This is a genomic window from Erwinia sp. JH02, from assembly GCF_013074405.1.
GTDB classification, from domain to species: Bacteria; Pseudomonadota; Gammaproteobacteria; order Enterobacterales; family Enterobacteriaceae; genus Erwinia; species Erwinia rhapontici.
Map to the genome: position 1 here is coordinate 361906 of NZ_JABANZ010000005.1, position 13636 is coordinate 375541.

General features: G+C 57.5%; 11 protein-coding genes. 4 read left to right on the plus strand and 7 right to left on the minus strand.

Translation table 11 applies throughout. The features are described 5' to 3' along the window. Nucleotides 1-9: 9 nt before the first annotated feature. The gene (gene rlmG, locus HHI26_RS14280) at nt 10-1137 is read right to left on the minus strand and encodes a 23S rRNA (guanine(1835)-N(2))-methyltransferase RlmG (protein WP_171149270.1); all 1128 of its coding nucleotides are present in this window, start codon (nt 1135-1137) and stop codon (nt 10-12) included. A gap of 82 nt (nt 1138-1219) precedes the next feature. Between rlmG and HHI26_RS14285 the strand changes: the two genes are divergently transcribed. Next, nucleotides 1220-1723, plus strand: coding sequence for a M48 family metallopeptidase (locus HHI26_RS14285; protein WP_171149271.1), 504 nt, complete (start codon nt 1220-1222; stop codon nt 1721-1723). A gap of 19 nt (nt 1724-1742) precedes the next feature. Here the strand turns inward: HHI26_RS14285 and HHI26_RS14290 are convergent, their stop codons facing one another. The 3 genes from HHI26_RS14290 to HHI26_RS14300 all read right to left on the minus strand — a co-directional run bounded on the left by HHI26_RS14290 (nt 1743) and on the right by HHI26_RS14300 (nt 5072). After that, on the minus strand, nt 1743-2675 hold the full coding sequence (locus tag HHI26_RS14290) for a YgcG family protein (protein WP_159336819.1): 933 nt from the start codon (nt 2673-2675) through the stop codon (nt 1743-1745). A gap of 9 nt (nt 2676-2684) precedes the next feature. Then, nucleotides 2685-3299, minus strand: coding sequence for a LemA family protein (locus HHI26_RS14295; RefSeq protein ID WP_159336818.1), 615 nt, complete (start codon nt 3297-3299; stop codon nt 2685-2687). Nucleotides 3300-3371: 72 nt separating this feature from the next. Continuing rightward, nucleotides 3372-5072, minus strand: a complete 1701-nt coding sequence (locus tag HHI26_RS14300; protein WP_133842489.1) for a chloride channel protein — start codon at nt 5070-5072, stop codon at nt 3372-3374. Between the two features lie 133 nt (nt 5073-5205). On the opposite strand from HHI26_RS14300, the gene HHI26_RS14305 reads away from it, so the two are divergent. The 3 genes from HHI26_RS14305 (at nt 5206) to sstT (ending at nt 8927) form a co-directional block, all read left to right on the plus strand. After that, nucleotides 5206-6189 carry a Gfo/Idh/MocA family oxidoreductase gene (locus tag HHI26_RS14305; protein WP_133842490.1) on the plus strand — a complete coding sequence of 328 codons (984 nt, stop codon included), beginning with the start codon at nt 5206-5208 and terminating at the stop codon, nt 6187-6189. 372 nt (nt 6190-6561) lie between these two features. Next, nucleotides 6562-7524: a TerC family protein gene (locus tag HHI26_RS14310; protein ID WP_133842491.1), complete on the plus strand. Its 963-nt coding sequence runs from the start codon at nt 6562-6564 to the stop codon at nt 7522-7524. A gap of 164 nt (nt 7525-7688) precedes the next feature. Beyond that, nucleotides 7689-8927 (plus strand): serine/threonine transporter SstT, encoded by a 1239-nt coding sequence (gene sstT, locus HHI26_RS14315; protein WP_133842492.1) that lies wholly within the window; start codon nt 7689-7691, stop codon nt 8925-8927. A gap of 298 nt (nt 8928-9225) precedes the next feature. Here sstT and HHI26_RS14320 read toward each other — a convergent pair whose 3' ends face one another. The 3 genes from HHI26_RS14320 to uxaC are packed head-to-tail and all read right to left on the minus strand — an operon-like array spanning nt 9226 to nt 13596. Continuing rightward, nucleotides 9226-10716, minus strand: coding sequence for an altronate dehydratase family protein (locus HHI26_RS14320; protein WP_133842493.1), 1491 nt, complete (start codon nt 10714-10716; stop codon nt 9226-9228). Continuing rightward, entirely contained in the window at nt 10700-12175 is a 1476-nt protein-coding gene (locus HHI26_RS14325) for a tagaturonate reductase (RefSeq protein WP_171149272.1), read from the minus strand. Before HHI26_RS14325 ends, HHI26_RS14320 begins: the two co-directional genes overlap by 17 nt. Before the next feature lie 11 nt (nt 12176-12186). Beyond that, nucleotides 12187-13596, minus strand: coding sequence for a glucuronate isomerase (uxaC, locus tag HHI26_RS14330; protein ID WP_171149273.1), 1410 nt, complete (start codon nt 13594-13596; stop codon nt 12187-12189). Nucleotides 13597-13636 lie beyond the last annotated feature (40 nt).

Sequence of the window (13636 nt, forward strand, 5' to 3'; positions counted from 1 at the left end):
GCCGACGGGTTAAGGCATTTTCACCGAACGTAACACCACAAATTTCTGGTTGCTTGCCACGGTGGTGCAGTTACCAAATAGCTTTTTCATTTTGTGGTAATTGTCGAGATGACGGTTACCGACAATACGCAGTTCGCCGCCATCTTGCAGGCAACGGCGTGCATCACGCAGCATCTGCCAGGCAATATGGTCGGTGACCGCACTCTGCTGGTGGAACGGCGGGTTGCACAGCACCGCATGCAGGCGGTCTGACGGGTAGCCCGCCAGCGAATTGTTAACGTGGAACGTCGTGCGATCCCGATCCTGCGGAGAGTTCACTTCAATGTTCATCCGGCTGGAAGCGACCGCCATATAGGATTCATCAATGAAATGGACCTGCGCCAGCGGGTTCTGTTGTAACGCCATCAGGCCAATCACACCATTGCCACAGCCCAGGTCGGCAATCTCACCTTCCAGATCGGAGGGCAGATGCTGTAAGAAGAAGCGCGCCCCCACATCCAGCCCGCCACGGGAAAAGACGTTGGCATGGTTGTGGATCTCGTAGGGCGTACCGTCCAGCGACCAGGTGGTAATCACATCGCTTTCTTTCAGCTCCGGCGCGCTAAAAGTACCGAAGATCAGGCGTGCTTTTTTACGTGCCAGCGAGGTGGTGGTGGGGCCCAGCACCTTTTCAAACAGCTGCAACGTCGAGGTATGGATATCTTTCGCTTTACCGGCGGCAATAATCTGGGTTTCCGGGGTCACGACCTCACGCAACGCACGCAGCTGGTATTCCAGCAGGGCGAGGGTTTTCGGGACTTTAATCAGAACACGCGCCGGGGCCGCAGGAAGCGGACTCAAACTGTCGAGCAGCTGTACATCGGCTTCATCGAGGTGATTCAGCGCCAGATTCTGGCGTGTCGCCTGCTGGTTCAGCCAGGAGTCGCTGATGCTGTAAACACCCTCACCCGCCAGCGCACAGGCCAGCGCGCCAAAGGTGTCATTGAAGATCAGCGTTGGGCCGCTGACCGGGGCATCGCCCAGATGCTGCAACACATATTCGTCGGCCGCATCCCAGGCCTGCAACGGGCTTTCTTCGCGCATTTGGGGAAAACGATGCAGCGTCAGCATGCGGTTGCTTAGTTCGAGTTGGCTCATGGGATCACCTTAGTGGTAAAATTCCCGCGTTTTATCCCCTAAAACGGGCGCACAGTAAACGTTTTTCTTCACCGGAGTCCGCATGTCGTCGCTTATTTATCTACAAGGTTACCCTGAATCGCTGCTGTCACAGGTCCGCACGCTGATTGAGCAACAGCGCCTGTCAGAGGTGCTGAACCAGCGTTATCCCTCTATGCACAGCATCACCAGCGACAAAGCGCTCTATGACTACGCACTGGATTTAAAGAACCAGTCGCTGCGCAATGCGCCGCCGTTCAACAAGGTGATTTATGACAGTAAGATTAAGGTCATGAAACATGCGCTGGGGTTACATACGGCGATATCGCGCGTGCAGGGCGGCAAGCTGAAAGCCAAAGCGGAGATCCGCGTGGCGACGATTTTTAAACAGGCCCCGGAAGCATTTCTGCGCATGATCGTGGTCCATGAGCTGGCGCATATCAAAGAGAAAGACCACAACAAGGCGTTTTACCAGCTCTGCTGCCATATGGAGCCGCAGTATCACCAGTTGGAGTTCGATACGCGCCTGTGGCTGACCGCACAGGCGCTGGAAGGACGTGAGGGGTAAACCCTCACGCGCTAGAGCGTTACCATTTCCCCGATGCGCCTCCGCCGCCGCTGCGACCGCCGCCACCGCTGAAGCCGCCATCACTGCTGTCGGAATCCCGACTGTGACTGGAGCGGGAGTCAGAACTGTCGTCAGAACGGTCGCGGCTGCCGCCACCGCCCAGCAGGGTGCCAATCAGCGATGAGATCAGCATCTGTACCATCAGGCTGCCGCCAAACAGCAGGCCGACATTATCACCGTTTACAGCCTCGATACCTGAGGACAGCAGCGTGCTGATCAACGAAATACCGGTGACAATCCCGCTGACAAAAAGCGCCCTCAGCAGCGGGTTGCGGCGCAGGAAGAAGAACGGCAGTACTATCATGCCCAGTAGCCAGAGACCGACGCTGCCGCCGGACAGGGTAATGGCGTCATTAGATACTGTCGGAGCAGGTTCAGCCAGCGGACGCGGTGGCGTTGCCGGGGCATCGCCCTCTACCGGGACGCCCAACTGGCGTGAAATACTCTGCACACCGGCAACTAATCCGGGGCCCATTTCCCCCTGTTTAAAGTGAGGAATGATGCTGCCATTGATCACCTGTGCGGCCTGCACATCGGTGAAATCCCCTTCCAGCCCGTAGCCGACCTCAATGCGCACCGTGCGGTCGGTTTTCGCCATCACCAGCAGCAGGCCGTCATCGCGCTGTTTGTCACCGAGTTTCCAGGCATCGAATACCCGCGTGGCAAACTGCTCAATGCTGTCATCCCCGGTAGTATCGACGGTCAGCACCGCAAGCTGGTGGCCGGTTTTTTTCTCCAGCGCCACTATCTGAGTCGTAATCTGCTGGACATCCGTGGCGCTCAGTACGCCCGCGTCATCCGTCACGCGCTGCTGTAATGTCGGTACGGCCACTGTCGCGGCCAGACTGGTCAGGGGCAGCACCGCTAGCAGGATCAGGGTGAAAAATCGCATGGTGATCCCTTATTTCGCGCTGGCAGGCTGTGAGAAATCCACTTGAGGGGCGGTGGATATCTGCGCCACATTTTCCGGCTGGAAATTTTCTTTACGCTGGTAGCCCATCACTTTGGCGGTCAGTGAACCCGGGAACTGGCGGATCATCAGGTTGTAGTCCTGCACCGCACGGACATAGCGCTGGCGCGCCACGGCAATACGGTTTTCCGTACCTTCCAGCTGCACCATCAGGTTGTTAAACATCTGATCCGCTTTCAAATCAGGATAGCGTTCGCTGATCACCAGCAGGCGCGACATTGCGCTACTCAGCTCTGACTGCGACTGCTGGAAAGCCTGCATGGTCTGCGCATCTTCCGGGGCATTTTGTACCTGGGTCAGGCTGCCGATTTTCGCGCGGGCGTCGGCGATGCTTTTAAACACCTCGGCTTCATGGCTGGCGCTGGCTTTTGCCGTTGCCACCAGATTCGGGATCAGGTCGGCACGGCGTTGATACTGGTTCAACACTTCTGACCATTCAGTGGAGACGGCTTCGTCGCGCTGCTGGATTTGGTTATAGTCGCAGCCGGAAAGCCAGAACATCACAGGCAGCAACAGCAGCCAGCGAAAACGTGCAGGGAATGACATGATTTCGTCCTTAAAATAAAGAAAGGGGCAAGGTGAGCATTATACAGGCACCGCCCGATAGCGCTGTTTTACTTATATAAAATCTTTCGCCTGCTGGATCAAACTGGTTTTGGTCAGCGCACCCAGATATTTCCGTTCCAGCGGATTATTCAGCACTGGCAGGCGTTCCAGCGTGACGCGCGCGAACGCTTCCCAGCCTTCTTTGATGGTCTGGTTCTCGTAAACCGTGGGGAATTGGGTGTCGACCACACAGCTGACTGGGGAGGTCAGGGTGATCTCTTTATCCAGTACCTTATGCGAGATATCGTGGATCGATACCGCGCCGATAAACTCCCCTTGCTCGCCAATCACATACACAAAACGTTCGCGCTTGAGTGAGCTGACCGCCAGCGCTTTACCGACAGAATCCTGTGGCGTCAGCGCCGCGCCGGAGACGATAAACTGCGAAATAATGCCGTTATCAAAATCAAACTTGGCGTCAGAGCGGCTGAAGTGGCGGGTCATCACCGAGTAGGTGCTGCTGGAGTGCAGACGGTAGACGGTCATGGAAGCCAGTACGCTGGCGATCATTGCCGGGAACAGCAGGCTGCTGTTGAGCGTCATCTCCAGCACCATCAGCATCGCCATGAGCGGCGCCTGACTGACGGACGCCAGCACCGCGCCCATCCCCACGGCGGCAAACACTTCGGCATTGCCAACCGGTAATCCGGCGGCGGCGGCCAGCAACGCCACCATTTCCCCCATCAGTGCACCAATCAACAGCGCCGGAGTAAACAGGCCGCCCACAGCATTGGAACCGACGGAGATCGCCGTGGCCAGCATCTTTAGCAGCAGCAGCGCCAGCAGCATCGGCAGCAGGAAATCCCCCGCCATAATGCGCACAATCACTTCATAGCCGTTACCGAGGATCTGGGTGCTGCCAATCGCCAGCGCGCCCACCAGCAGTCCGCCAAGGCCGAGGCGCAGCGGCAGGCTGCGAATGGGCGCGAAGCAGCGCTTACTCTGACCAATCAACCACAGCATGCCCCAGCCCAGCAAACCCGCCAGCAACCCGATGGCCACGGTCAGCGCAATACTGCCGGGCGTCAGATCAAACTGGCTGTGGGAAAACGGGTACATTGCCGAACGGTGCCCGAGGGACCACATGGTCAGCACCGCCACGCCGGACGCAATAATCAGGGGGATCAGACGCTGCATGGCAGAGATACCGAAAGCGATTTCCGCGACAAAAATCGCCGACGCCAGCGGCGCATGGTACACCGAGGCCAGCCCGGCGGCAGCTGCCATCGCCACCACGTCACTGTTTTTCAGCGGCAGCGATTTGAACCACCAGCGCCCCATCAGGCTGCCTGCCAGCGCAGACAGCTGCACCATCGGCCCTTCACGCCCGATAGACGCGCCGCTGCTGATACTCGCCAGCGATGACAGCCCGCGAAACAGCGAGGTGCGCGTGGGGACCGCATCCAGCTGGGCGTTAATCACTTCCAGATAATCGGTACGCACCGTCTGCTTTTGCTCAATGGCGGTGGCATAACGCAGCAGGAAACCGGCAATCAGGCCACCCGCCCCGACGATCAGCGGCCAACAGTACCAGGGGTAAACACGCATCGCCTGGGTAATATCGGTTTGTCCGTTAAACACCAGCCCATCAATCAGGTTAATGGCCTCACGAAAACCCAGCGTCACCAGCGATGCCACCAGCCCAACCGGGATCGCGACCAGAATGCTGGTCCAGTTAAGTGCATGTTTACTTTGCGGGCTGCGAACGCTCATCGGGTTCCCTCGTGATGATTTTCCCTATCGTGCGAGAGGCGGGCTGAAAAATCAAATATCCCGCATCAGGCATTGCCCTGCCAGCCTGACATGATAATCTGCTTTTTCCGCTAATCAGCCGAACAGGAACACTATGATTCGCTTTGCCGTCGTTGGAACCAACTGGATCACCCGTCAGTTTGTCGATGCTGCTCATGAAACCGGAAAAATGAAGCTGACTGCCGTTTACTCACGATCGCTGGAGCAGGCAAAGACCTTTGCCAGTGATTATCCGGTGGAAAAGCTGTTTGATTCCCTGGAGGAGATGGCAGCATCCGATGCCATTGATGCCGTCTACATCGCCAGCCCCAACGCTCTGCACTGTCCACAGTCACTGCTGTTCCTACGCCACCGTAAGCACGTAATCTGCGAAAAGCCGCTGGCCTCGAATCTGCGCGAGGTTGAAGCCATGATCGCCTGCGCCGCTGAACATCAGGTGGTGCTGTTTGAAGCCTTTAAAACCGCCAGCGTGCCGAACTTCCTCACGCTGCAACAGGCGCTGCCGAAAGTGGGCACGCTGCGCAAAGCCTTGATCAATTACTGCCAGTACTCCTCCCGCTATCAGCGTTATCTGGATGGCGAGAATCCCAACACCTTTAATCCGGCATGGTCTAACGGCTCGATCATGGATATCGGCTATTACTGCCTCGCTACGGCGGTGAATCTGTGGGGGGAACCTGCCAACGTGATGGCCAGCGCCAGCCTGCTGGAAAGCGGTGTTGATGGGCACGGTACGGTAATTCTCAACTACGGCGATTTCGACGTGACCTTACAGCACTCAAAAATCAGCCAGTCTACGCTGCCAAGCGAAATTCAGGGTGAAGAGGGATCGCTGGTGATTGAGCAGGTGTCTGAGTGCCAGCGCGTCAGCTTTATCCCGCGCGGTGGTAAAGCGCAGGATCTGACGCAGCCGCAGCATATCAATACCATGCTGTATGAAGCGGAGGTTTTTGCCCGCCTGGTGGAGAATAATCAGTGGGATCACCCCGGACTGGAAACGTCACGCATCACCGCGAAGCTGTTGACGGAGATCCGCCGCCAGACCGGGGTGATCTTCCCGGCCGATGCCACTGTGTAAATATTTCTAAATATTACTGAAGAAGATTGACCTTCGGCGGCTGCCCGCCTATCTTTTGCAACAGCAAAGGGGAGTAACTTCTTCGTCAGTTAATCGTCAATACGACATCCACATGATGTCCGGTTACTGAGCAACCAAATCCTGGTTGTAAGTGAGACCTTGCCGGAAGGCGAGGTTTGCTTACAGCATCAATAATATTGTGGCTAATCCCTTCCGATATACCCTATAGATTTCAGGTCGCAGAAAGGCGGCAACTGAGTGAATCTCCATGAGCTTACATCAGTAAGTGACTGGAGTTCGTGAAGGCAGCCAACGCATCTGCGGCATGAAAGATGACGGGTAGTTGGCCATTTTTGTTATTGGGGCAAAAAAATGAATACTGTCGGTACGCCGTTACTCTGGGGCAGCTTCGCTGTCGTTGTCGTGATTATGCTGGCGATTGACCTGCTGTTGCAGGGCCGTCGTGGCGCACACACCATGACCATGAAACAAGCGGCCGCCTGGTCGCTGGTCTGGGTCACCCTCTCACTGTTATTTAACGCTGCCTTCTGGTGGTATCTCACCGGCACCGCCGGGCGCGAAGTCGCGGATGCGCAAGCGCTGGCCTTCCTCACCGGTTATCTGATTGAAAAAGCGCTGGCCGTCGACAACGTGTTTGTCTGGCTGATGCTGTTTAGCTATTTTGCCGTTCCGGCCGCATTGCAGCGCCGGGTGCTGATCTACGGCGTGCTGGGCGCGATTGTGCTGCGTACCATTATGATCTTTGCCGGAAGCTGGCTGGTGACCCAGTTTAGCTGGCTGCTCTATATCTTCGGCGCATTCCTGCTGTTTACCGGGATCAAAATGGCGCTGGCGAAGGAAGATGACAGCGCGATTGGCGATAAGCCGCTGGTGCGCTGGCTGCGTAGTCGTATGCGCATGACGGACAAAATCGAAGGTGAACGCTTCTTTGTGCGTAAGAATGGCGTTCTGTTTGCCACTCCGCTGCTGCTGGTGCTGATTATGGTTGAGCTGAGCGACGTCATCTTCGCCGTCGACAGTATTCCGGCTATTTTCGCGGTGACCACCGATCCGTTTATCGTGCTGACGTCTAACCTGTTTGCGATCCTCGGCCTGCGTGCCATGTACTTCCTGCTGGCAAACGTGGCAGAGCGTTTCACAATGCTGAAATACGGCCTGTCGGTGATCCTGGTGTTTATCGGGGTGAAGATGTTGATTGTCGACTTCTTCCATATCCCCATCGCCATTTCACTCGGCATTGTGGGCGGTATTCTGGCGCTGACGCTGATCATTAATGCCGTGGTCAACTATCGGAACGATCAGAAGACATCCTGATCGATAGCGGCAAACATCCAGGGGCCGATCGTCTTTTTCGATCGGCCCTTTTTGTTATGGATGGCATAAAAACACGCACTTTTCCCTTTCCCTGTCAGATGATTTCCTTATACTCCCCTGCGCAAACACCCCAGAAACATCGATAACGATAGCGATTTTAAAATATGCGTACAGAAAACAGTGACCGTGGGCTGGTTCAGCGCCTGCTCCAGGGCAGCCTGGTAACACAAATTATGATTGGGCTGGTGGCCGGCATTGCCCTGGCCTGGTTCTCAAAAAGCAATGCGCTGGCCGTCGGCCTGCTGGGTGAGCTGTTTGTCAGCGCACTGAAAGCCGTGGCCCCCTTGCTGGTCCTGGTGCTGGTGATCGCCTCAATTGCTAACCATCAGCAGGGACAAAAAACCAATATTCGCCCGATTGTGATGCTCTATCTGCTCAGTACCTTCTGTGCCGCCATTGTGGCGGTGGTCGCCAGCCATCTGCTGCCGCAGACGCTAACATTGCAAGCCGCCAGCACCGAGATTGTGCCGCCGTCCGGGATTCTTGAAGTGCTGCGGGGCCTGCTGATGAGCATGGTCACCAACCCGATTGAAGCGCTGATGAAAGCCAACTATATCGGCATCCTGGTGTGGGCTATCGGTCTGGGCTTTGCATTCCGCCACAGCAGCGATACCACCCGTGCATTTCTCAATGATGCCTCCGATGCCGTGACGCGTCTGGTGCGTATTGTGATCCGCTTTGCGCCCATCGGGATTTTCGGCCTGGTGGGATCGATTCTCGCCTCGACCGGCTTTGATGCGCTGTGGGAATATGCCAGCCTGCTGATCCTGCTGCTGGGTTGTATGCTGCTGATGGCGCTGGTGTTTAACCCGCTGCTGGTGTGGTGGCAGATCCGCCGTAATCCGTATCCGCTGGTGTTTACCTGCCTGCGTGAAAGCGGCGTAACCGCCTTCTTCACCCGCAGCTCGGCCGCCAATATTCCGGTGAACATGGCGCTGGCGAAAAAGCTGGGTCTGGATGAAGACACTTACTCGGTGTCCATTCCGATTGGCGCCAACATCAGTATGGCGGGCGCATCGATCACCATTACCGTACTGACGCTGGCAGCGGTGAATACGCTCGGGATCCATGTCGATGTGGGTACCGCTATTCTGTTAAGCCTGGTCGCGTCGATTTGTGCCTGCGGGGCTTCAGGTGTGGCGGGCGGTTCGCTGCTGCTGATCCCGGTCGCCTGTAACATGTTCGGTATTCCGAATGAAGTGGCGATGCAGGTGGTGGCTGTGGGCTTTATTATCGGGGTCTTGCAGGATTCAGCTGAAACCGCGCTGAACTCATCGGCGGATATTCTGTTTACGGCTGCGGCCTGTATGGCGGAAGATCGCCGGGTTGAGCAGAACGCGTAAATTAACCCAGGGCGAGGCGTGCCTCGCCCCTACGCTGTTCAGGTGTAGGGGTCGGGCATGCCCGACCCTGCGCAAGGCGTGCCTCGCCCCTACGTCGCTCAGGTGTAGGGGCTGGCATGCCCGACTCAGCGCAAGGCGTGCTTCGCCCCTGCGTCGTTCAGGTGTAGGGGGCGGGCATACCCGACCCTGCGCAAGGCGTGCCTCGCCCCTGCGCCGTTCAGATGTAGGGGTCGGGCATGCCCGACCCAGCGCAAGGCATATCCGCCCCTACGCCATTCGCCGTACTCCTCTCCCGGGATTACAACGTTACCCCGCTTTTAAAAATCGCCAGTTCCCGGAAATCATTCACTTCGTTACGCGTCTGTCGCCCGTTGGCAATCGCCACGATGGTATCGACAAACTGCGCCAGCAAGGCGGGCATCTCCACGCCGTGGATCAGCTGCCCGGCATCGAAATCAATCCAGTGTGGCTTCTTCGCCGCCAGTTCGCTGTTGGTGGCTAACTTCACCGTGGGGACAAAACCCCCGTAAGGCGTGCCGCGTCCGGTGCTGAACAACACCATATGGCAACCCGCTCCGGCCAGTGCGCTGGTCGCCACCGCATCGTTTCCCGGGGCGCTGAGCAGATTAAGCCCTGGCTGTGTCAGCCGCTGCCCGTAGTTGAGAACATCGACCACCTGGCTTTGCCCGGCCTTCTGCGTGCAGCCCAGCGACTTCTCTTCCAGTGTGGTGATCCCCCCCGCTTTGTTGCCCGGTGACGGATTTTCATAAATCGGCTGGTTGTGGGCAATAAAATAGGCTTTGAAATCGTTCACCATCTTCACGGTTTTGCTGAAGGTGGCTTCATCGCGGCAGCGGCTCATCAGAATACGTTCTGCCCCGAACATCTCCGGCACCTCCGTCAGCACCGTGGTACCACCGTTGGCGATCATCTGGTCGGAGAAACGCCCGAGCAACGGATTGGCGGTAATGCCAGACAAACCGTCCGATCCGCCGCACTCCAGCCCGAACTTCAGCTCGCTAAGGCGCCCTGGCTGACGCTGGTCATAGCGCATCGCCTCGTAAAGTTCATGCAGAAGCGCCAGCCCGGCTTCCACCTCATCATCCTGCTGCTGGCAAATCATAAACTTCACCCGCTGCTCGTCTGTTTCACCCAGCGTCTCACGGAAAACATCGACCTGATTGTTTTCACAACCAAGACCGATCACCAGCACTGCCCCGGCGTTGGGGTGACGCACCATATTTTGCAGCATGGTGCGGGTGTTTACGTGATCCTGCCCAAGCTGCGAACAGCCGAACGGGTGGCTGAACAGGTGCACGCCGTCGATATCAGCCGCCTCTGCCGTCTCTTTCAGAAAACGTTGCAGGATCTGACGGGCAATGCCATTGACGCAGCCCACGGTCGGCAGGATCCACAGTTCATTGCGGATGCCGACTTCACCACTGCGGCGGCGATAAATCTGTACTTCACGGTCAGCAGCCTGCTCAGGGAGCGTGGCAAACTCCGGCTGATACTGGTACTCATCCAGATCGCTGAGATTAGTGCGTGCATTGTTCGAATGAATGATTTCACCGGCACTCACCGGTTGCGTGGCATGGCCGATCGGCAGGCCGTATTTCATCACCAACGCATTCGTTGCCAGCGGGTGCAGAGCAAATTTATGCCCACGCCCCACCGGTTGTTTCAGCACCAGAGCGTGTCCGGCAACGCTGACGCGCTCCCCCTCCTCCAGATCACGCAACGCCACCGCCACGTTATCCAGGCTGTGAATTTTAATGATGCTTTGCATGATTCGCCCCTTCGTTTACCTGCGCCAGTGCCGCACGCATGCCAAGCTGGAGGATCTGTTGCAGCTGTGCCGTGACGCCCGCACTCAGCCCGGCCAGCTGTGTGAGGTCCTGCCCCCAGTGCGCGGCATCACTCAGCACGTCATCCACCAGCTGGCGGAGAGAAATATCATGGCAGTCAACCTGCGGCCACAGCGTGGCAAAACGCGCTAACCAGTGCGCATCGTCCTGCAACGGATAACGCTGGCCGTTGCGTTCACCCCGGTAGTACGCCAGCAGCGCTGCCAGTGCAAAGCTCAGGCGCGGCGATGGTGCCCCGTTCTCTGCATGCTGCCACAGCAGCGCGGGCAGCAGACGGGTGCGGAACTTCGTCATGCCATTGAGGGCAATCGCGCTCAGTTGATGGCGGATAAACGGGTTACGAAAACGATTAAGGACCTCGTCTGCAAACGCATTCAGCGCTGCCTGCGGCTGCGTCAGCGTCGGGATAATTTCCTTACGCAGCGTATCATCAACAAACGCAGCCACCTCTGCATCAACCATCGCGTCACCCACCGACTCCAGCCCGGCCAGAAACGCCACCGGCACCATTGCGGTGTGTGCGCCATTGAGGATCGCCACCTTGCGCTCTTTATAAGGTTTGATGTCATCAACCAGCAGGATATTCAGCGCCAGCTGGTCAAGACACAGCGCTTGCGCCACAGAGGACGGCCCCTGGATCACCAGCTGATAGTAAACCTCCCCCGCCACCAAATACTCGTCACGATAACCGAGCTGCTCTTCCAGCTCGCTGGCATCGTCGGGGTAGCCCGTAACAATGCGGTCCACCAGCGTCGAACAAAAGGTATTGTGCTGCTCCACCCACCTCACAAACGCGGCAGGCAACTGCCAGGCCTGCGCCGTTTGCAGTACAAGGGCGCGCAGGGCGTCACCGTTGTTATCGATCAACTCACAGGGCAGCATCAGCCAGCCTTTATCAGGCGCGCCGTCAAAATGCTGCCAGCGGGCCAGTAACAGTCGGGTCAGTTTGGCAGGGAAGCTGGCCGGAGGCGCGGATTCCAGCGTATCTGCCGGATCAAAATAGATCCCCGCTTCCGTGGTGTTGGAGAACACAAACCGCAGCTGCGGGTCCGTCGCCAGCGCCATAAACGCGGCAAAATCCTGCACGGGCTGGATTTCGCGATTGACGGAGCGGATCAGTCGCGGCTCGCTCACCACCTCCCCCTGCGTATTGAGCCCGCGGATCACCGTGGTATACAGCCCATCCTGGCTGTTAAGGCTGCGTGGACTGCCGCTGCTGAGCGGCCGCACCACCACGACGCCAGCGTCCAGACGGGTGTGTTGGTTCAACTGATCGATTTGCCAGTCGATAAAGGCACGCAGAAAATTACCTTCACCAAACTGAATGATCCGCTCAGGATACTGTGGCCCGGGAAAGTCGTTTCGGTTCAGCTTGCGCATCGTAGATCCTCTTACAGCTCAATCGCGAAGTAGTCGCGGGCATTGTTAAAGCAAATGTTCTGCACCATGTCGCCCAGCAGCGCGATATCGCCCGGCGCTTCGCCTTTTTCCACCCAGCGCCCGATCATCTGGCACAGCAGACGACGGAAGTATTCATGGCGGGTATAGGAGAGGAAACTGCGGCTGTCGGTCAGCATGCCGACAAAGCGGCTTAACAGCCCCATTTGTGCCAGTTGGGTCATCTGGCGCTCCATGCCATCCTTCTGGTCGTTAAACCACCACGCCGAACCGAACTGCATCTTCCCGGGCTGCCCTTCGCCCTGGAAATTTCCGGCCATCGTCGCCAGCACTTCGTTATCGCGCGGGTTCAGGCAGTAGAGGATGGTTTTTGGCAGCGCGTTGTCCCGGTTCTGCGCATCCAGCAAGCGCGACAGCGGTTCAGCCAGCGGACGGTCGTTGATCGAATCAAACCCTACGTCCGGCCCCAGCAGGAGTAACTGACGGCGGTTGTTATTGCGCAGCGCGCCTATGTGATACTGCTGCACCCAGCCACGTTTGGCATATTCCCCGCCCAGCCACACCAGCACCGCGGTTTTAAACTGCGCCACCTCGCTCTCCTGAGGCAGGATTCCCGTCAGGCGACGCGCCAGGATAGTATCCAGCGTGGCGTCATCCGCTTCGCCGTACAGCACCACGTCCAGCGCATGGTCCGACACCTTGCAGCCGTGGGCCGCAAAGTGGTCAAGCCGCACGTTCAGCGCACGCCGCAGGTCATCAAAACGGGTGATATCGACATTCGCCACCGCAGAAAGCGTTTGCAGATAGTCGACGAATCCTTCCGCTTCAATATTGAAGGCTTTATCCGGCCGCCAGCTTGGCAGCACTTTCGTAGTGAAGCTGCCCTCCACCGCCAGTGCACGATGATGACGCAGGTCGTCCACCGGATCGTCCGTGGTGCCAACCATTTTGACGTTCATCTGCTGCATGATGCCGCGGGCGCTAAACGCATCCTGCGCCAGCATCTCGTTACACTGGTGCCATATCGTGTCGGCCGTGGCGGGTGACAGCAGCGTATCGGTGATGCCAAACGGACGGCGCAGTTCAAGGTGCGTCCAGTGGTACAGAGGGTTACCGATGGTATCCGGCACCGTCCGCGCCCAGGCATCAAATTTTGCACGATCGCTGGCATCGCCGGTACAAAGCGCTTCCGGCACGCCGTTGGCACGCATCGCCCGCCACTTGTAGTGATCGCCTTTCAGCCAGATGTCATACAGATTGTTAAAACGGTAGTTTTCGGCTATCTGCTGCGGAGGCAGATGGCAGTGATAATCGAAGATGGGCTGGTCGGCAGCGTAATCATGGTAAAGCCTGCGGGCAAACTCACTGTCCAGTAAAAAGTCTTCACTCATAAAGCGTGACATACGGTCTCTCCTGCATCGTCTCAATGCCAACAAAGTTATC